General features: G+C 61.6%; 18 protein-coding genes. 10 read left to right on the forward strand and 8 right to left on the reverse strand.

Features of this window, described 5'->3' with window-relative positions:
• The first annotated feature begins 75 nt into the window (after positions 1-75).
• Genes BHC62_RS17420 through BHC62_RS17440 form a run of 5 tightly spaced genes read left to right on the forward strand, consistent with a single transcriptional unit; the run spans position 76 to position 5,490 of the window.
• A complete protein-coding gene (locus BHC62_RS17420) occupies positions 76-2,130 on the forward strand; it encodes an FAD-dependent oxidoreductase (RefSeq protein ID WP_070995646.1) in 2,055 nt (684 codons plus the stop codon).
• Positions 2,131-2,168: 38 nt separating this feature from the next.
• Positions 2,169-2,927: a transporter substrate-binding domain-containing protein gene (locus BHC62_RS17425; protein WP_070995647.1), complete on the forward strand. Its 759-nt coding sequence runs from the start codon at positions 2,169-2,171 to the stop codon at positions 2,925-2,927.
• Positions 2,928-2,944: 17 nt separating this feature from the next.
• Entirely contained in the window at positions 2,945-3,661 is a 717-nt protein-coding gene (locus BHC62_RS17430) for an ABC transporter permease (RefSeq protein ID WP_029292227.1), read from the forward strand.
• On the forward strand, positions 3,658-4,368 hold the full coding sequence (locus tag BHC62_RS17435) for an ABC transporter permease (RefSeq protein WP_070995648.1): 711 nt from the start codon (positions 3,658-3,660) through the stop codon (positions 4,366-4,368). The genes BHC62_RS17430 and BHC62_RS17435 overlap by 4 nt, the downstream gene beginning before the upstream one ends.
• 9 nt (positions 4,369-4,377) lie before the next feature.
• Positions 4,378-5,490, forward strand: coding sequence for a succinylglutamate desuccinylase/aspartoacylase family protein (locus tag BHC62_RS17440; protein WP_070995649.1), 1,113 nt, complete (start codon positions 4,378-4,380; stop codon positions 5,488-5,490).
• A 2-nt stretch (positions 5,491-5,492) separates the two neighbouring features.
• Here the strand turns inward: BHC62_RS17440 and BHC62_RS17445 are convergent, their stop codons facing one another.
• From BHC62_RS17445 to BHC62_RS17460, 4 genes are all read right to left on the reverse strand, one after another.
• Entirely contained in the window at positions 5,493-6,047 is a 555-nt protein-coding gene (locus BHC62_RS17445; protein ID WP_029292222.1) for a tetratricopeptide repeat protein, read from the reverse strand.
• Positions 6,048-6,272: 225 nt separating this feature from the next.
• Complete coding sequence (hemL, locus tag BHC62_RS17450; protein ID WP_029292220.1) at positions 6,273-7,556, reverse strand: glutamate-1-semialdehyde 2,1-aminomutase; 1,284 nt, start codon at positions 7,554-7,556, stop codon at positions 6,273-6,275.
• 17 nt (positions 7,557-7,573) lie between these two features.
• Positions 7,574-8,197, reverse strand: coding sequence for a thiamine phosphate synthase (thiE, locus tag BHC62_RS17455; protein WP_029292218.1), 624 nt, complete (start codon positions 8,195-8,197; stop codon positions 7,574-7,576).
• 18 nt (positions 8,198-8,215) lie between these two features.
• On the reverse strand, positions 8,216-9,013 hold the full coding sequence (locus BHC62_RS17460) for a hydroxymethylpyrimidine/phosphomethylpyrimidine kinase (RefSeq protein WP_038443553.1): 798 nt from the start codon (positions 9,011-9,013) through the stop codon (positions 8,216-8,218).
• A gap of 286 nt (positions 9,014-9,299) precedes the next feature.
• Here BHC62_RS17460 and BHC62_RS17465 point away from each other — a divergent pair, with 286 nt between their 5' ends.
• The 4 genes from BHC62_RS17465 to BHC62_RS17480 all read left to right on the forward strand — a co-directional run bounded on the left by BHC62_RS17465 (position 9,300) and on the right by BHC62_RS17480 (position 15,743).
• On the forward strand, positions 9,300-11,666 hold the full coding sequence (locus tag BHC62_RS17465) for a 7TM diverse intracellular signaling domain-containing protein (protein ID WP_070995650.1): 2,367 nt from the start codon (positions 9,300-9,302) through the stop codon (positions 11,664-11,666).
• 88 nt (positions 11,667-11,754) lie between these two features.
• Positions 11,755-13,401 carry an acyl-CoA dehydrogenase family protein gene (locus BHC62_RS17470; protein ID WP_070995651.1) on the forward strand — a complete coding sequence of 549 codons (1,647 nt, stop codon included), beginning with the start codon at positions 11,755-11,757 and terminating at the stop codon, positions 13,399-13,401.
• Between the two features lie 136 nt (positions 13,402-13,537).
• The gene (gene amn / locus BHC62_RS17475; RefSeq protein WP_169851182.1) at positions 13,538-15,037 is read left to right on the forward strand and encodes an AMP nucleosidase; all 1,500 of its coding nucleotides are present in this window, start codon (positions 13,538-13,540) and stop codon (positions 15,035-15,037) included.
• 70 nt (positions 15,038-15,107) lie between these two features.
• A complete protein-coding gene (locus tag BHC62_RS17480) occupies positions 15,108-15,743 on the forward strand; it encodes a pseudouridine synthase (RefSeq protein ID WP_029292210.1) in 636 nt (211 codons plus the stop codon).
• On the opposite strand, the gene BHC62_RS17485 is transcribed toward BHC62_RS17480, so the two are convergent.
• Both BHC62_RS17485 and BHC62_RS17490 read right to left on the reverse strand, forming a co-directional pair.
• Positions 15,738-15,947 (reverse strand): DUF2788 domain-containing protein, encoded by a 210-nt coding sequence (locus BHC62_RS17485; protein ID WP_029292208.1) that lies wholly within the window; start codon positions 15,945-15,947, stop codon positions 15,738-15,740. The two genes, BHC62_RS17480 and BHC62_RS17485, sit on opposite strands and share 6 nt — an antisense overlap.
• Before the next feature lie 227 nt (positions 15,948-16,174).
• Positions 16,175-16,654, reverse strand: coding sequence for an Lrp/AsnC family transcriptional regulator (locus tag BHC62_RS17490; protein WP_003176264.1), 480 nt, complete (start codon positions 16,652-16,654; stop codon positions 16,175-16,177).
• Positions 16,655-17,071: 417 nt separating this feature from the next.
• Between BHC62_RS17490 and BHC62_RS17495 the strand changes: the two genes are divergently transcribed.
• On the forward strand, positions 17,072-18,070 hold the full coding sequence (locus BHC62_RS17495) for a DUF6515 family protein (RefSeq protein WP_070995652.1): 999 nt from the start codon (positions 17,072-17,074) through the stop codon (positions 18,068-18,070).
• Here the strand turns inward: BHC62_RS17495 and BHC62_RS17500 are convergent.
• Both BHC62_RS17500 and BHC62_RS17505 read right to left on the reverse strand, forming a co-directional pair.
• Positions 18,067-18,960, reverse strand: a complete 894-nt coding sequence (locus tag BHC62_RS17500; protein WP_029292204.1) for a cation diffusion facilitator family transporter — start codon at positions 18,958-18,960, stop codon at positions 18,067-18,069. The genes BHC62_RS17495 and BHC62_RS17500 overlap by 4 nt on opposite strands.
• A gap of 15 nt (positions 18,961-18,975) precedes the next feature.
• Positions 18,976-19,395 carry a polyribonucleotide nucleotidyltransferase gene (locus BHC62_RS17505; protein WP_070995653.1) on the reverse strand — a complete coding sequence of 140 codons (420 nt, stop codon included), beginning with the start codon at positions 19,393-19,395 and terminating at the stop codon, positions 18,976-18,978.
• Between the last annotated feature and the right edge of the window lie 224 nt (positions 19,396-19,619).

Raw genomic sequence — 19,619 nt, forward strand, 5'->3', positions numbered from 1 at the left:
ACACTACCCATTAGTTAACGTCGAGTTTTTTTCTAACGCAGCCATCAACGAACTTACTTGTTTGGGAGTAGCCCTGTGCGCGATCCTCGCTATGACGTTCTGTTTGAGCCGGTACAAATTGGCCCGGTGCGCACCCGTAATCGCTTTTATCAAGTTCCCCACTGTAATGGCATGGGCCATGTGCATCCCTCGGCCATGGCACGCATGCGCGGCATAAAGGCCGAAGGCGGGTGGGGTGTGGTCTGTACGGAAGAATGTGAAATCAGCCCACTCAGTGAGTTCTCTCCCTACATTGAGGCGCGCCTGTGGGACGAGCGCGACATTCCGGCGCTGGCACGCATGTGTGAGGCGGTCCACCAGCACGGCTCACTGGCCGGCGTGGAGTTGGCGTTCAATGGCTATTCCGCGCCCAACCGCTACAGCCGGGAAATTCCCTGGGCACCGTCCAATACGCCGGTGCGTGGTTATGACCCGGTACAGGCGCGGGCCATGAGCCGGGCCGATATCCAGCAATTGCGGGTCATGCACCGGGCCGCCGCGCTGCGGGCGCGGGAGGCGGGGTTTGACATTATCTACGTGTACGCCGGGCATGACCTGGGCATGCCGTTCCATTTCCTCACGCCGCGCAATAACCGCCGCACCGATGAGTACGGCGGGGTACTGGAAAATCGCGTGCGGCTGTTACGCGAATTGATTGAGGACACCCGCGATGCCGTAGGTGATCGGTGCGCCGTTGCGGTACGCCTGGCGGTGGATGAACACATGGCTGGCGGCCTGAGTCGCGAGGGCGAAGGTGCTGAGATCTTTTCGATGCTGGCCGACTTGCCAGACTTGTGGGATGTCAACGTTGCCGATTGGTCCAACGACAGCGTGACGGCGCGCTTTGCCTCGGAAGGTTACCAAGAGGCCTTTCTCTTGGGGCTTAAGGCCATGACCCGTAAGCTCGTGGTGGGCGTAGGGCGGTTCACTTCGCCGGACACTATGGTCTCTCTGATCCGCCGTGGCGTGCTGGACCTGATTGGCGCCGCCCGCCCTTCGATTGCCGACCCTTTCTTGCCGAAGAAGATTGAAGAGGGGCGCGCGGAGGAGATTCGTGAGTGCATCGGCTGCAATATCTGTGTCAGTGGCGACCACACCAGCACGCCCTTGCGCTGCACGCAGAATCCGACCATGGGTGAGGAGTGGCGACGTGGTTGGCACCCCGAGTCGGTCAAGTGTGCGCAGCAACCCGGGCGGGTGTTGGTGGTCGGGGCCGGCCCCGCAGGGCTTGAGTGCGCGCGAATTCTGGGGGCGCGCGGGATGGAAGTGGCGTTGGCTGACAGCCAGCGCACGTTGGGCGGGCGCGTAGCGCTGGAGGCAAAACTCCCGGGGTTGGCGAGTTGGGCGCGGGTGATCGACTATCGACTGGATGCGTTGAGCCGTCTGGCATCGGTTGAGATTTATCGGGAAAGCCCGTTGCAGGCCCAGGACGTCCTGGACTTCGCTGCCGAGCATGTGTTTATCGCCACCGGCTCGCACTGGCGGCGGGACGGCCTGGGGCGTTCCCTGCGTCAATCATTATCGGGCCTGGAGTGCCTGCCCGTGCTGACGCCGGACGACCTGATGGCCGGTGTCCTGCCACCGTCGCCGGTGCTGCTGTTCGACGACGATCACTATTACATGGGCGGCGTGCTGGCCGAACACTTGGTGGCGCGGGGCGTGGAGGTGATATTCGTCACTCCGGCGGCGGATGTGGCCGCCTGGACTCACAACACCCTTGAGCAACATCGCATCCAGCGGCGCCTGCTGGAATTGAATATCACGATCGTCCCGTCCCATACGCTAGTGCGGTGTACGCCGCAAGGCTTGGTCGCCAGCTGCGTGTACACCGACCGCACACGCTTCATCCCCGCTGCATCGTTGTTGTTGGTTACCTCCCGCGAGCCCGAGCAGGACTTGTATCAGGCCTTGGTCAACGCACCTGAACGGGTGCACGCAGCCGGTATCAGCACACTGAAGTTGATCGGCGACTGCGTGGCGCCAGGCACGATTGCCGCAGCCGTGTATTCGGGGCATCGAATGGCACGAGAGTTTGATGTGCCTGCTGACTCCCTGGTTGTACGCAGAGAAGTCCCCTATATCGAGGTGTAGTTCGTTCCGCTGTTTCATCAATAACGAGGAAGACAATAATGAAAAAAATAATCCTGATGTTATTCGCCGCACTCTTTATGACGTTTCCAACTTTTGCCAACGAGTATGCGGTTATCCGCTTCGGTGCCGATCCCAACTATGCCCCATTTGCCTATAAAGACAATAAAGGAACTTTGGCAGGTTTCGAAGTTGATATCGGTAATGCCATTTGTGAACAGTTGAATGTTCGCTGTCAGTGGGTCGAGAGCGACTTTGATGGACTGGTCCCGAGCCTGAACGCGGGAAAAATCGATGCGATCCTGGCTTCAATGACGGTCACTGACGCGCGACAGAAAGTCATTGATTTCTCCTCGGAGGTCTTTTCCAGCCCTTCCGCCATGGTGTTCCGGCCAGGTACTGAGCTCTCCCGCGGCACTGCCGTGGGTTATTTGCAGGGCAGTACCCAGGAAGCCTACGCCCGGCAAGTGCTGGCGCCGCAGGGTGTGAAAATTGTGGCTTATGCCGATCAGGAGCAGGTGTATGCCGACCTGGTCGCGGGGCGTTTGCAAGCCTCCCTTCAAGATGCGCAGCAGGCACAAAGCGGATTTTTGCGTTCCGCCCAAGGCGCGAATTTCGTGCTGGGACCTTTGATTGAAAGCGAGTTGATGCCCTCCCGAAGCGCCATCGGCATTGCCAAGGGCAATGGCAGGTTGAAAACGCTGCTCGACAAAGGATTGGCCGCGCTCCATGCCGACGGGACCTATGCCCGGTTGCAGGAACACTACTTCCCGGGTGTGGATATGTTCAGCGGTCAATGATCAGCGAGGGCGCAACCATGCTACCTACCTTCACTCAATTCGCCTCGACCCTGGAAGGTTTTGCGCCGTTGTTGCTGCGCGGCGTCTGGGTCACCCTGCAACTGGCGCTGTTGTCCCTGTTGCTGGGGCTGGCATTCGGCCTGATCGGTGCCGGTGCCAAGCTCTCCAGGGTCAGAACCTTGCGACTCTGCGCGCAGCTCTACACCACGCTGATCCGCGGCGTGCCGGACCTGCTGTTGATGTTGTTCGTTTTCTATGGGGTGCAAACGGGCTTGAGTCGTCTGACGCAAGCGCTGGGCTGGGCCTACATCGAAATCGATCCCTTCGCCGCTGGCGTACTCACTCTGGGGTTTATCTACGGCGCCTATTTCACCGAAACCTTTCGTGGCTCGTTACTGGCAGTGCCCCGCGGCCAGTTCCAGGCCGCCAAAGCCCTGGGCATGACCTTCAGCCAGGGCTTTGTGCATGTGATATTCCCGCAAATGATGCGGTTCGCGCTGCCGGGACTGGGCAATAACTGGATGGTCTTGCTCAAGGCTACGGCGCTGGTTTCGATCATTGGCTTGGCGGACTTGGTAAAGGTGGCCCAGGTGGCAGGAAAAAGCAGCCAGCAACTGCTGGCCTTTCTGATACTGGCAGGGCTGATCTACCTGTTGCTCAGCAGCATTTCAAACGCCATCTTGCGCTGGTTGGCGCGCCGCTACGGGGCCGGTGTACAGGAGGCTTCAAGGTGATTGAGCTGATCCTGGAATACTGGCGGCCGTTCATCTATTCAGACGGTCAACAAGTTACCGGCCTGGCCATGACCCTATGGCTGACCAGTGCCTCGCTGTGTTTAGGCTTGCTGTTGGCACTGCCGCTGTCCATCGCCAGGGTGTCTGGCCGCCGCTGGCTGCGTTGGCCGGTGCAAGGTTTTACCTATGTGTTTCGCGGCACGCCGCTGTATATCCAGTTACTGATTTTCTACACCGGTATCTACAGCATCGCCACCGTGCGGGAACAGCCGTTGCTGGACGGGTTTTTCCGCGAGGCGCTGAACTGCACGCTGTTGGCGTTCGCCCTGAATACCGGGGCCTACACCACGGAAATACTGGCGGGCGCCATTCGTGCGATGCCTCGCGGTGAAATCGAAGCCGCACGGTCCCTGGGGTTTGACGGTTGGAAGCTGTATGTCCACCTGATCATGCCTTCGGCCTTGCGCCGCTCATTGCCTTACTACAGCAATGAAGTGATTTTCATGCTGCATTCCACCACGTTGGCGTTCACGGCCACGGTGCCGGACATCCTGAAGGTTGCCCGGGATGCCAACGCCGCCACCTTCCTGACCTTCCAATCCTTTGGTTTCGCTGCGGTTCTCTACCTCGGCGTGACCTTTGTCTTGGTTGGGCTGTTTCGCCTGGCTGAACGACGTTGGCTGCGCTTTCTGGATGCGGGCCGATAGGAGACCGATATGCAGACTCAAAGGCACCCTTTGCTGGCGGGCGTACCGGGTACGATGCGCCAGATCCACAGCTTTCATTACGGCCCGGCCAAGGCGGCGGGCAAGGTGTATATCCAGGCGTCCCTGCACGCCGATGAACTGCCGGGAATGCTGGTTTTATGGCACCTGAAGCAGCAACTGGCGTGCCTGGAAGCGGCAGGGTTATTGCGCTGGTCGGTTGTGTTGGTACCGGTGGCCAACCCGCTGGGGTTGGAGCAAGTGTTGATGGATGTGCCGCAGGGGCGCTTCGATAACGACAGTCGGGAGAACTTCAATCGTTTCTTCCTGGATGTCAGCCAGCAGGTCGGCGATCGCGTGCAAGGCTTGCTGGGCGATGACCCCGCCTGCAATCTGCGACTGATCCGTTCGACTTTGTTGCAAACGCTTGCCAGCCAAGTACCGGCCACGCAGCTGCAATCCATGCGCTTGACCCTGCAAACGCTGGCCTGTGACGCCGATATAGTGCTGGACTTGCATTGTGATTTCGAAGCCGTGCAGCACCTGTATCTGTCGCCGGATTCCTGGCCGCATGTGGAGCCCTTGGCCCGTTACCTGGGCGCCAGGGCCTGTTTTTTGACCAAGGAGGCAGGTGGGCAATCGTTCGATGAGTGCTTTACGTTGTTCTGGGAGCAGATGCAGGCGCGGTTTGCCGGGTGCTTTTCGGCCCCTGGGTTCGCTGTGACCGTGGAGTTGCGGGGTGTCGCCGATGTGGATCACGGGCTTGCGCGGCAGGATTGCCAGGGGTTGATCAACTACCTGATTCTGCGCGGCGCGATTGATGGCCAGGCGCCGCCGCTTCCGCCATTGCTCAACCCGCCAACACCGTTGGCGGGGGTAGAGCCGGTGCAGAGCCCGGTGGGAGGCTTGATGGTGTTTTGCGCGCAGGTGGGAGATTACCTGGAAGCGGGGCAGATCCTGGCGGATGTTATCGATCCGATCACAGACCGCGTGACACCCGTCGCTTGTGCGCGGGCAGGGCTCTTATATGTCCGGTCTGTGCGACGAATGGCGACGGCGGGTATGACGATTGCCCATGTCGCTGGCGCGAAGGCCTATCGACAGGGGTATCTGTTATCGCCCTGAAGTCAGGGCAGGGGGGAGAACGGCGAACGCCCATCCGCACTCTGCAATTCCTGCAGGTAGTTGCGGAAAATCTGGCCCAGCACCTGGGTTGCTACTTCCAGTTCATCGCGCTGCATGTGTTCGGCGACTTCGTCGGCAGTGTCCAGCGCGTCTTCGGCGCCGTTGACCGCGGCCATTTTCAGCACGATGTACGCCTGCACGTTATTGGCCGGCACGCCTTCGCCATGGAAGAACATGCTGCCCAGCTTGAATTGCGCCTGGGCATGGCCCTGCAACGAGGCTTTCTCGAAGAAGCTCAAGGCCTTGTTCAGGTCGCGGGCAGGGTTTTTGTCGTCATAGAAGAATTCGCCCAACTCGTATTGCGCCTGCGCATCCCCACCGTCGGCCAGCGTCTGGCAGGCGCTCAGCGCCTCGGCCTGGCTTTCTGGCTGAGTATTGAGGGTGCAGCGACCCATCGCTGGGATCAACAACGAGTTGCCGCCCGCTTGTGCAAGTGCAAGCAGCGGTTGAAGGAGCAACAGGCAGCCCAGAACCAGGGTGCGGCCGGTGCGTTTCATGGGAATCGACTTACCTCTGACGGGGCGCGTGGAGCCACGTGGGGATCCAATAAGCGCGCATTATGAAATAAGCAGACCTCTGCTTACAAAGTCTTTACTCGTTTTTCTGCTGCGTGGGCAAGTTATCTGCCGGATTGCAGGTGATTTCTCGAAAAAAGAAGGAAATTTCTGTAAGCAAGGTAGCAAATCTGACGCCGCCACGGGCGACGTCAGGTTGTGGCTGGCTTACTTCAGTGCGGCAAAGGCACGTTCGGCGGCGTCCAGAGTCAGCTTCAGCTCGGCGTCGCCATGGGCGATGGAGGTGAAACCGGCCTCAAAGGCACTCGGTGCCAGGTACACACCGCCTTCGAGCATCAGGTGGAAGAAGCGCTTGAACAGGTTGGCATCGCTGCCCATCACATCGTCAAAGGTCACGATGTCGTCGGCGCCACTGAAGTACAGGCCGAACATACCGCCGGCCTGGGTCGTGACGAACGGGATGCCCGCCGCATCGGCGCGTTGTTGCAGGCCGTCCAGCAGGCGCGTGGTGTAGTCGGTCAGCTCGGCGTGGAAGCCCGGGCGGCTGATCAGGCGCAGGGTAGTCAGGCCGGCGGCCATGGCCAGCGGGTTACCGGACAGGGTGCCGGCCTGGTAGACCGGGCCCAGTGGCGCGATGTGCTGCATGATTTCGCGCTTGCCGCCGAAGCAGCCTACAGGCATGCCGCCGCCGATGATCTTGCCGAAGGTGCTCAGGTCCGGTGTGACACCGTAGTAAGCCTGGGCACCGCCGAGGGCAACACGGAAACCGGTCATCACTTCGTCAAAAATCAACACCACGCCATGCTTGTCGCACTGCTCGCGCAGGCCTTCGAGGAACCCCGGCGCCGGTGGCACGCAGTTCATGTTGCCGGCGACCGGCTCGACAATGATGCACGCCACGTCCTGGCCGACTTCGCTGAGCATTTTTTCGACGGCGGCGATGTCGTTGAACGGCAGGGTCAGGGTGTGCTTGGCAAACGCTGCCGGCACGCCGGCCGAACTCGGTACGCCCTGGGTCAGCAGGCCGGAGCCGGCTTTTACCAACAGGCTGTCGGAGTGCCCGTGGTAGCAGCCTTCGAACTTGATGATGCTGTCGCGGCCGGTGAAGCCACGGGCCAGGCGGATTGCGCTCATGGTCGCCTCGGTGCCGGAGCTGACCATGCGCACCATCTCCATCGACGGCACGATCGAGCACACCAGGTCTGCCATCTCGGTTTCCATGGCGGTTGGCGCGCCATAGGACAGGCCGTGCTCCAGTTGCTTGCGCACCGCGTCCAGCACGTCGGGGTGGCTGTGGCCGAGAATCATCGGGCCCCAGGAACCCACATAGTCCACATAGCGCTTGTCATCTTCGTCGGTGACGTAGGCGCCTTCGGCGTGCTTGAAGAACAGCGGGGTGCCGCCAACGCTCTTGAACGCACGCACGGGGGAGTTCACACCGCCGGGGATGTGTTTCTGGGCATTGGCAAACAGGGTTTCGGAACGAGACATGGGCAGGCTCTCTGAATTCAGGATTTAAGGAGTTCGTTGAAGGCGCGGGCGCGGCGCGTCACTTCCTGGGGGCTGTCGGCACCGAACAGGCCGTGGACCACGGCCAGCAGGTCGGCGCCGTGCTCCACCAGAGGCGCGGCATTTTCCAGGGAGATGCCGCCGATCACGCAGATCGGCACCTGCAAGCGGGCGCGGGCCTGGGCCAGCATTTCGAGGGTGGCTGCCGGGGCGCCGGGTTTGGTGCTGGAATTGAAGAAGCGGCCAAAGGCGACATAGCTGGCGCCTTCGCGCGCGGCCTGTTCAGCCAGTTCGATCTGGCTATGACAGGTGGAGCCGATGATTGCATTGCGCCCCAGCAACGCCCGGGCCGGGGTCAGCGGGCCGTCGGTCTGGCCGAGGTGCACGCCGACGCCCAGGCGCGCGGCCAGCTCGGCATCGTCATTGATGATCAACTGGGTCTTGTAGCGCGAGCACAGCTCACGCAGGGCCTCGGCTTCGCGCAGGCGGCGGGCCTCGTCGCTGCTTTTATCGCGGTACTGCAGCAAGGTCACGCCGCCTTCCAGCGCAGCTTCGACGTAGGACAGGAACTTACCGGCCAATAGTTGGCTGTCGGTAATGGCATACAGGCCACGTAGTTTCATCGAGCAGGCCCCTTGATATTACGAACAGAAATCCAGTGGCAGGCGACGCGGCACAAACTGCCCCTGGCCCAGTTGTTCGGCGTCCCGCAGGGTGCGCCAGGTGTAATTGAGTGCCGACTCCACGGCGCTGGCCAGGCCTTCGCCCTGGGCCAGGCGGCCGGCGAGGGCGCTGGCCAGGGTGCAGCCGGAGCCGTGATAGCTGCCGGGCAGGCGCTGGCAGGTGAAAGTGCGGCGCGTGCCGTCGCGGCTGTACAGGCGATTGTGCACCTCATGCTCGTCGCCGTGGCCGCCGGTGATCAACAGGTGCTTGATAAACGGCAGTAGTTTCTCGGCGCATTCGTCTGCCGTGCCATCGGGCAGTTCGGCGAGGATGCGTGCTTCAGGCAGGTTGGGCGTGGCAATCAGCGATAACGGCAACAGCCGCTCGCGCATCGCATAGCCGACTTCATCCTTGCCCAGGCTGCCGCCGCCACCGGCGCGCAGCACCGGATCGCAGACCACCGGCAGGTGCGGGTGCTGCTGTAGCAGTTCGACCACGGTATCAACCATCACCGTAGAACCGAGCATGCCCAACTTGACCGCCGCGACTTCGGAGTCGCCAAGCACGGCGTTGGCCTGGGCCAATACCCACTCACGATCGAGCACGCGGAAGTCACTGACATTCACGGTGTTCTGCACGGTCAGCGCGGTCACGGCCGGGGCCGCGTGACAGCCTTGGGCGAGCAGGGCTTCGATATCTGCCTGCAAGCCGGCGCCACCACTGGGATCATGGCCGGAGAGACAGAGGACAACGGGACGAGAGCTGTAGATATTCATGGTGCGCGAGCTTACCACCAAACGCTTTTTGCGTGGCTGTCGGGCGGCGCCTGTATTTCATGGGGAAATACTTGGAAAGATGGCTACGGGCTATCATTCATTTTCAGCAATTTATGCTCTGAAAGTACCGTCCTAGAGCCATCCGGAAAATTATTTCAATGGTGTCTTTTGGCCTTTACCGGCTATGCTAAAGTGGATCCAAACAACTTAATGTATCGCCGGTGTACGTCTTCTCAAAAGGAATGGGGGGCTTTTGACATAACCGGACAGGCCACGCTGGGGCTCTATGCGCTATTTGCTGATGTTTCTCTTGTGTGGGCTGCCGCTGCTGGCCGGCGCCGTCGAGTTCAACGAGGCCACCCGAAGCCTTCCCTTGGGCCGGGTCATGCAAGTACTCGAAGACCCAAGTGGTAGCGTCACCATTGCCGATGCCCGTTCTGCGCCAATGGCCACTCGTTACACCCGCCATGATAAAGACACCCTCAATGCCGGCTATTCACGCTCGGCGTTCTGGCTCAAGGTCGACCTGCATTACCTGCCCAAGGATCCCCAGGCCCAGCGCACCTGGCTGCTGGAGCTGGCCTATCCGCCCCTTGATCATCTGGAGCTGTACGTCCCTGACGATGCCGGTGGCTATCGCCTGGCCGGGCGCACCGGGGATGCATTGCCCTTTGCCAGCCGTGAGATTCGCCAGAACAACTACCTGTTCACTGTCGACTTCAAGGCGGGTGAACAGAAAACACTCTATTTGCGCCTGCAAAGCGAAGGTTCGATCCAGGCGCCATTGACGCTGTGGTCGAGCACTGCGTACCTGGAAGACCAGCCGCTGCGCCTCTATGTGCTGGGCCTGATCTATGGCGTGCTGCTGGGCATGCTGGTGTACAACCTGTTCATTTACCTCAGCGTGCGCGACACCAGTTACCTCTATTACATCCTCTATATCGCCTCGTTCGGCATGTACCAGCTCTCGGTGAATGGCGCGGCGGTCGAGTATTTCTGGCCCGACAACCCCTGGTGGGCGAATGCGGCGACGCCGTTCCTGATCGGCGCGTCGGCGTTGTTCGGCAGCCTGTTTGCCCGCAGCTTCCTGCACACCGCCCTCTACAGTCGTTGGCTGGACCGGTTGCTGCTGGTGCTGGTGGGCACGGGGGCGGTGGTGATGTTGTTGTCGCTCATGACCAGCTACGCCCTGGCCCTGCGCCTGGCGACCGCGCTGGCCCTGGTTTTCACCGTGACCATCTTTGTCGCCGGGATCAAGGCCTGGTGCTGCGGCCAGCGCGTGGCGCGGTATTTCATCATCGCCTGGTCGGCGTTCCTGATCGGCGGGGTGGTGAACACGATGATGGTGCTGGGCTACCTGCCCAATGTGTTTCTCACCATGTATGCGAGCCAGATCGGCTCGGCCATCGAAGTCGCCCTGTTGTCCCTGGCCCTGGCTGACCGGATCAACGCGATGCGCGAACAGCAGGCGCAAATCCTGTTTGATGCCAGCCAGAAACTGGAAGTGCTCAACCAGCAACTGGCCCACAGCAACCAGTTGAAAGACGAATTCCTCGCGACCCTGACCCATGAACTGCGCACGCCGATGAATGGGGTGATCGGTTCATTGGAGTTGATGCAGACCGTGCCCCTGGCCGGGGACCTGGCGCAATACCAGCACACCGCCGCCGGCTCGGCGCGGGACATGATGCGCATGGTCAATGGCATCCTCACCCTCACCGAATTGCAAGCCGGCCGCCTCAGCGCGCAGGCGCAAGTGTTCAGCCTGCGCGGGGTGCTCGATACCTTGCGCCAGCAATTCCAAGGTAATGCCCAAGGTAAGGGCCTGGAGTTCTCCATCGATGTGGCGGGGCAGTTGCCCGATCGCCTGGAGGGCGACGCAGGCAAGCTGATGCAGTGCCTGGAATGCCTGTTGGATAACGCGTTCAAGTTCACCCATGAAGGCGCCGTGCGCCTGCGGGTGGTGGGCGTGCCGCGGCCTGATGGTCATCTGGATCTGACCTTTATCGTCACCGACTCCGGAATCGGTTTTGCGCACCTGGATGAAGCGACCCTGTATCAGCGCTTCTTCCAAGTGGATGGCTCGACCACTCGTGAATATGGCGGCCTGGGCATTGGCCTGGCGATCTGCCGGCAGTTGATCGAATTGCTCGGCGGGCGCCTGACCCATCATTCCGAGCCGCGCAAAGGCAGCCGTTTCCAGTTGGAGGTGGCCGTCATTGCGGTGCCACCGGAGCCGGCCCGGGCCGTGGATCTGCACCGCGCACCCCAGGATTGCACGGTACTGCTGGTGGACGACAACAGCGTCACGCAACTGGTCTTGCGCGGCATGTTGCTCAAGCTCGGTTACCGGGTAAAAGTGGCAGACAGCGGCCCCGTGGCCCTGACCATGCTGCAGGATGGGGCGTTTGATGCGGTGTTGCTGGATGTGCCCGAGGATGGCTTCTCCCTGTGCTGCCAGATCCGGGCCTTGCCCGGCTGCGCTGAACTGCCAGTGATCGGCCTGAGTGACTCCCTGGGCGGCGCACGTCAGCATTGTCATGGCATTGGCCTTTCCGAGCAGTTGCTCAAACCAGTACGTTTTGAGCTGTTGCAGGCCGTATTGCAGCGGCGCCTGCTGTGCCCGCTAGAGGGCGAAAGCGCCGGCAGTTAGGCGCATATGCCACTTTTTTAAGCGCAGTGACGATGCTTAACTGAATTCAAGGCCTCAATCAGCGTGGCCTTTTATCAGGAGGCCCGTCATGAATCTGCACCAGTTCGCCGAAACCCACGACGTTACCAACCAGCCGCCGTCCCTGGACGGCGCCAATCTGTATCGCCTCGACCTGCCCCTGCAGGAATGGTCGCGGCGCTTTGGCGCGGGCTGGGCCGAGGCGCGTATCGATGCCTATGGCGCCTTGGCGGGCGGGCCGCTGATGGAGGCCGGGTTCCTCGCGAATCAGAACAAGCCGGTGTTCAGCAGCCATGATCGCTATGGTCACCGCATTGACCTGGTGGAGTTCCACCCGGCGTATCACCAACTGATGCGCACCGCCGTTGAACATGGCCTGCCGTCGCTGCCCTGGGCCCATCCCCAGGCGGGCGCCCATGTCGCCCGAGCGGCCCTGACCTACCTGCACAGCCAGGCCGAAGCCGGCACGGGCTGCCCGCTGACCATGACCTTCGCCTGCGTGCCGGCCCTGCGCCTGCAACCGGACCTGGCCGACACCTGGCTGGCAAAAATCCTCAACACCGAATATGACCCGCGCAACGTCGGCATCGCCCATAAGGCCGGCGCAACCATCGGCATGGCCATGACCGAGAAACAGGGCGGCACCGACGTGCGTGCCAATACCACCCGCGCTTACGCCGTGGGTGCTGGCGGTCCTGGCCAGCCCTATGAATTGGTGGGGCACAAGTGGTTCTGCTCGGCGCCGATGTGCGATGCCTTCCTGACCCTGGCCCAGACTGACAAGGGCCTGACCTGTTTCCTGCTGCCCCGGCACCGCCCGGATGACACGCGTAACCAGTTCTATATCCAGCGCCTGAAAAACAAACTCGGCAATTGCTCAAACGCGTCCAGCGAAGTGGAATTCCGGGGCGCCCTGGCCTGGATGATCGGCGAAGAGGGGCGTGGCGTACCGACCATCATCGAAATGGTCGCCATGACCCGTTTCGATTGCATGGTCGGTTCCAGCGCCTTGATGCGCCAGGCCCTGACCCAGGCCAGCCATCATTGCGCCCATCGTTCGGTCGGTGGCCGCGTGCTCATTGAACAACCTTTGATGCAAAACGTCCTGGCCGATCTCGCCCTGGAAAGCGAGGCGGCCCTGGCCTTGAGCCTACGCATGGGCCGGGCGCTGGACCATCTGGGGGATGAGCAAGAAGCCAAGTTCGCCCGGTTGGTGACAGCCGTGGGCAAGTATTGGATCTGCAAGCGCGCGCCGGCCATGATCAACGAAGCCGCCGAATGCATGGGCGGCGCCGGGTATGTCGAAGACAGCATCTTGCCGCGCCTGTTCCGTGAGGCACCGGTCAATTCAACGTGGGAAGGTTCTGGCAACGTGCAATGCCTGGACGTGCTACGGGCGTTGTCGAAAGAGCCAGGGGTGCTGGAGACATTGTTCGTCGAATTGGGCGATGGGCATGGCGATAAGCGCCTGGCGCGGCATATCGAGCAATTGAAGTCGGCGTTTATGGACACCCAGGACATCCAGTACCGGGCTCGGCAACTGACTGAGGACATCGCCGTGGCGTTGCAGGCCAAGTTGTTGCTGGAGGCGGGCAACGCCAGTGTCAGCGATGGGTTTATCGGCAGTCGGTTGGGTGAGTCGTCGGGGCGGGTGTATGGCACCTTGCCACGAGGTGTGGATGTGCAGGCCATCGTCGCCCGCTCAACCCCTGCCTAAACGTGATCCCATGTAATTGGAGCAGGCAAGCCTGCTCCTACATTTGAACGCATTCCAATTCAGAGGTGGTTAGGTCGGCCTGTGGATAACCAGGCATGCCAATTCAGAGTTTGCGTCTGGCGGCGATGCAGGCAAGATGAAGGCCTGCACGTCAGAACACAGGATGCTTACCGTGACCGAAGCTTTTGTTGTCGTCCAAACTGCCGAAGAGGCCGTGGATCGGCTGGCAGCTCTGCATGAGCGAGCCACCGGCGCGCTCAACCAGGCTCTCAAGCAATACCTCAAGGATCGCGTCGAGCCCGACGCCGCACAACGTGCGCTCTTTCGCTACCCCGAACTGCGGCTGACCTACCACTGCCATGGCGAAGTCCCACAGACCACTCGCGCTTACGCCAAGGTGCAGTTGCCGGGCACCTACAGCGTCACCGTCACCCATCCGGCGGCGTTCCGCAAATACCTGCTGGAACAACTGGTGCCACTGATGCACGACTTCACCGTGACGGTGGAGGTGGGCGTCAGCCAGCAGAATATCCCGTACCCGTACGTGGTGGAGCAGGGCGACGAGTTGGCCGGCTCCGGCGTGACCGCAGCGACCCTGGCGCGGGTGTTCCCGAGCACCGACCTGTCCGCCGCCACCGATGGTATCGCCGATGGTCTGTATGACTGGGAAAACACCGATCCGCTGCCCCTGGCCCTCTTCGATGCGGCCCGCGTGGATTTCTCCCTGCGCCGCCTGGTGCACTACACCGGCAGCGATTGGCGGCATGTGCAGCCGTGGATTCTGCTGACCAACTACCACCGTTACGTCGACCAGTTCATCGTCCATGGCCTGGAACAATTGCGCAGCGACCCTCGCTTTATCCGCATGGTATTGCCGGGCAACGTGATCATCGAAAAAGGCATGGACCATGGCGAAGCGTCTGCCATTGCCGCAGGCGTGGTCTGGCACCGTTATCAGATGCCGGCCTACCACTTGCAGGCCAGCGACGGCCATGGCGTGACCCTGGTCAACATCGGTGTCGGCCCGTCCAATGCCAAGAACATCACCGATCACTTGGCGGTGTTGCGTCCCCATTGCTGGCTGATGATCGGTCACTGCGGTGGCCTGCGCCAATCCCAGACCATCGGCGACTATGTGCTGGCCCATGCTTACATGCGGCGCGACGGCATTCTCGACCGCGTGGTGCCGCCGAACATCCCCATCCCGGCGCTGGCCGAAGTGCAGATGGCGTTGCAGCAAGCGGCGGCCAACGTCACCGGCGAGAAGGGCGAAGAGCTGAAAAAACGCCTGCGCACCGGCACCGTGTTGACCTACGACGACCGCAACTGGGAGCTGCGCTGGGCCCAGGAACGGCCGTTGATCAACCTGTCGCGTGCGGTGGCGGTGGATATGGAAAGCGGCACCATCGCCGCGCAAGGCTACCGTTTGCGGGTGCCTTACGGCACCTTGCTGTGTGTGTCGGACAAGCCGCTGCACAGTGAAATCAAGTTGCCAGGTTCGGCCAACGCGTTCTATGAGCGGGCCGTGAGCCAGCACTTGAAGATCGGCATCGAGGCGGTGGACTTGTTGCGCACCGAGCTCAACTCGTTGCATTCGCGCAAACTGCGCAGCTTTGACGAGCCGCCGTTCCGCTAAATAGCAGGGTGGTTATTTAACGGTCAGGCCACTAGCATGGTCGGTCCTGACCGTTAGATATTCCGTTGCCATGTCCCGTCCTGCCCGTCCCGACTCGCGCCGCCCTGGCGTGAAACCTCCACATGCCGCTGCTCGCCGTGTCGCCAAGGCGCCGCCGGCCGAGCCGAAGTTGATCCTGTTCAATAAACCCTTCGACGTGCTGACCCAATTCAGTGACGAAGGCGGGCGCGCGACCCTCAAGGATTTCATTGATATCCCCGGCATCTACCCCGCCGGGCGCCTGGATCGGGACAGTGAAGGCCTGTTGCTGCTGACCAACGATGGCCAGTTGCAGGCGCGGATTGCCGACCCCAAGCACAAACTGGCAAAGACCTACTGGGTACAGGTGGAAGGCGAGCCCACCGAGGAGCATCTGCAACGCCTGCGCGCGGGGGTGGAGTTGAACGACGGCATGACGCTGCCGGCCCAGGCCCGGCGACTGGAGGAGCCAGAACTGTGGCCGCGCAACCCGCCGGTGCGGTTTCGTAAAAACCTGCCGACCTATTGGCTGGAACTGGTGATTCGCGAGGGACGCAACCGCCAGGTGCGGCGCATGACCGCCGCCGTGGGCTTGCCGACCTTGCGCCTGGTGCGGGTGAAAATCGGTGATTGGTCGATTGAAGGCCTGGACCAGGGCCAATACCGCGAAGTGCCGGCGCGCTTATAACGCCCCGGATTCGATAAGGCCGATCACCACGCTCTTGATGATGAACGCGGCCACGCCCAGGCCCAGCACGAAGAACAGAATCATCGAGCCAAAGCGCCCGGCTTTGGATTTCTTCGCCAGGTCCCAGACGATAAAGCCCATGAAAACGATCAGGAGGGTGACCAGTCCGGTCATCATCCACTCTTCAAACAGCACGGGGTCAATCGAATTCATTGGGCAGTTTCCGACAAAGGCAGGCGCGCAGTATAAGGCAAGGCGGCAGGTGCAACGTTGACCTGCGTCGGTGCGTCGCACCCAGGTGTCACTGCCTGAGCGCGCTCAAAATGTGGGAGCTGGCTTGCCTGCGATAGCGGACTGTCAGCTGGCATATCAGCGACTGAAATTCCGCTATCGCAGGCAAGCCAGCTCCTACATGGGTTGGGTGGTGAGTCTTAGGTACGCAGGTGAGTCAACGGCAACTCGGTGCTGTTAAGCACCTGGTTGAGCACGAAGCTTGAGCGCACGCTGGTCACCCCTTCAATCCGGGTCAGGTGGCCCAGCAGCAGTTTCTGATAGTGATCCATATCCGGCACCACCACTTTCAACTGATAGTCGGCATCCATCCCGGTGACCAGGCTGCATTCCAGTACTTGCGGCAAGGTGCGGATGGCCGCTTCGAAGTTCTCGAAACGCTCGGGGGTGTGTCGGTCCATGCCGATCAACACGTAGGCCGTGAGGCTTAGGCCAAGCATCTTGCGGTCGAGCAGGGCGACCTGGCGCGAGATATAGCCGTCGTCTTCCAATTGCTTGACCCGGCGCGAGCAGGGTGACGGCGACAGGCCGATCCGCTCGGCCAGCTCCTGGTTGGAGATCCTCGCGTCGCGCTGTAATTCCGCCAAAATACTCAGGTCGTATCGGTCAAGTTTGCTCATGGGGATGGCCTTTGTCGTAACTATTGCTGTGAATTATCTATCCAGGGTTAAAAATTGCGCAAGCACTGTTTATTGACGCAATCTTCGCAATCATCTGTCGGCGCCTCACGCCTATGATTACCAACAGAATCACTGCCCGGACATAGAGTCCACTGCAGCCCGCCCAATCAGGCCGGCTGCGGCCCGCCAACCCCACCGGGTTGGGCCGGCCCCCGGGCTGCACACTGTCCACAAGACGGCGTGAGGTGAGCCAACGTCATAAGCGTTGAGCCAGGACGAAGTTCTCAAGGGGCGACCGACGGGTCGCCCCTTTTCTTTTGCCGGCGAAAATTGTTCTGGCGACTGATAACCTGTTGCAGAACCGGGCCCGGCTTTTCCAGTCTCATGCACAGGCCCTAATCCGCAGTGAGGAATAGCATGAAGCGCATCTGGCGTTTGGCAGGTGTAGGGGTGTTGATGGTCACCTTCGGCACGCAGTTGATGGCCGACGAACGAGACAACTCACCACGGCAGGGGCAAGGCCCGCAGGGCGGTGACGGGCAGCGAGAGCGAGGGCATTCAGCCAACCCGCCGCGCCCGGAGCACATCCAGCCAAGCCCGCAGGGTGAGCGCGGCGGCCAGAATGGCCAGTGGCAGGCGCGTCCGCAAGGCTACGAAGCACCACGCCCGGCGCCACAGGCCGGTAGCAAACTGCCAATCCAGGGCCGGCCCGATTCTGTAGGCCAGACCCAGGAGCCGCGCCAGGGCAATTACCGTGACATTCCCAGGCGCAACGACGGCAACCCGCATTGGCAAGCCGGCGGCCCCGGCTCGCGCCCAGGCTACAACGGCCACCCCAATGACAATCGCTGGCCAGGCCGCCCCGACGGGCATGGCAATGGCTGGGGCCCCGGCCCGCAATATCGGCCGGGCTACACGGTGGACCGCTTCCCCGACCGCAATTACCGCGTGCCCTATCGCGGCCAGGATTATTTCTTCTCGGGTGGTTATTGGTATCGGCCCCAAGGCCCGCGCTATGTAGTGGTCGCGCCACCCTACGGGATTCGTGTGCATTACTTGCCGGACTATGCGCGGGAAGTGTGGGTTGGTAGCGCGCTGTTTTTCCTCGCCGCTGGCGCCTATTACAGCTACGAGAGCAGTACCCAGCAGTACGTGGTGGTGCAACCGCCGGTGGCCAGCCTGCCGCCGCAGCCGGCGCCCCAGGGCAATGGGTATGACGTGGTGGCCTATCCCGCCAACGGTCAATCGCCTGCCCAGGTGCAGCAGGACGGTTACGATTGCTATCGCTGGGCGGTGCAGCAGAGTGGCTTCGACCCGCAGACCGTCACCTACGCGCCTGCGCCGGCGGTGGTGCAAACCTACCGCCAGGCCCAGGGCAACTGCCTGGGCAGCCGCGGCTATCAGGTGACCTACTAAGCCTTGTTGCCGGTGACCACTTCCAGCGGGTCGGCGTGCACCAGCACCTCGGCCCGTGGGTAGGCCTGATGGATGGCATCGGCGGCCTGGTCGCTGATGCCGTGGGCCACCGACAGGCTCAACTCTCCCGGTAACTCCAGATGCAACTGCACAAACCAGTGGTTGCCGGAAATCCGCGTGCGTAAATCATGGGCACCCAATACGCCGGGCACGCCACGGGCCAGTTCGAGCATGTGCTGGCTGACTTCGGCCGGCAGCTCCTCGTCCATCAGCACGGCAAAGCTTTCCCGGGCGATCTGGATCGCGCTCCACAAGATGTAGGCGGCGATCCCCAGGCCAAACCAGGCATCGACTTGATGCAAGCCAAAAGCCGCCAGCACCAGCGCCAGGAGGATGCTGCCATTGAGCAGCAGGTCCGACCGGTAGTGCAGCGAGTCCGCGCGCACCGCGTTCGAGCCGGTTTCGCGGATCACCCGGTGTTGCAAGATCAGCAGCGCCACGGTCAGCGCCAGCGACAGCACAATCACCGCGATACTCAGCCATGGCGCGCCCACCGGTTCCGGGTGCTGCAAACGCTGGTAAGCCTGGAAGGCGATCAACACTGCACTGCCGGCGATAAACAGCGCCTGGGCCATGCCCGCCAGGGATTCTGCCTTGCCATGCCCATAACGGTGATCGTCATCCGCCGGGCGCAGCGCGTAATGCACCGCCAGCAGGTTGAGCAGCGACGTCACGCCGTCGAGCAGCGAATCGGTCAGCCCGGCGAGCATGCTCACCGAACCACTGAACCACCATGCGACGGCTTTACCGATAATCAGGATGCTGGCCACGCCGACCGAAGCGCGGGTGGCTAGGCGCAAGAGGCGGGCGTGTTCGGTGCTGGTGCTCATGGGGCAGTCAAATCCTTACGCGGCAGGTTGCAGGCCCAGAGACGCGAGTTGTTGCACGCTACCCTTGAACTGGATCAGGCGTGGGTCGTCCAGCGGCAAGCTGCGGCCGGTTTCGTGTTCGATGATGGTTTGCAGCTTGGTGTTATCCACTTTGCCGTCGGCGCCGATGGCTTCTTGCAGCTTCTCGGGGGCCACTTGTGCGCTCTTGCCCGGCTCGAAGTAAATCGCGCCGGTGGCGAAGTCCACGCCAAAGGCGATCAGGCCGGGGATCACGTAGAACAGCAGGCCGACCGCATCGAGCACGGCAATCGCCGGGTCGATCTTGCCGCCGATCTGGCCACGGCGATCAGGATAGAAAATCGAACCGCAGGCCGTCAGTTGGCTCAACAGGGTGACGGCCAGAACACCGCCGATGACACGGGAAGCAATACGCATGGGATTCTCCTGAACTTGTATGGGGTGACTATAAAGCAGATCTACCGCGCGCCACCCCTCTAATGTGGGGGCCAGCGCCTACTTTTAGTCGCATTCCAATTGGAGGCGGCACTCCACCGATATCCAGCAGTTCGCCGTTATACTCGCCGCTCTGCCTTGGAGCCAGTATGAATTCGTTGCCAATCGATGATGTTTTACCCGCCTTGCGTGAAGCCTTGGCGACG

This window comes from Pseudomonas sp. 06C 126 (assembly GCF_001855215.1).
GTDB classification, from domain to species: domain Bacteria; phylum Pseudomonadota; class Gammaproteobacteria; order Pseudomonadales; family Pseudomonadaceae; genus Aquipseudomonas; species Aquipseudomonas proteolytica.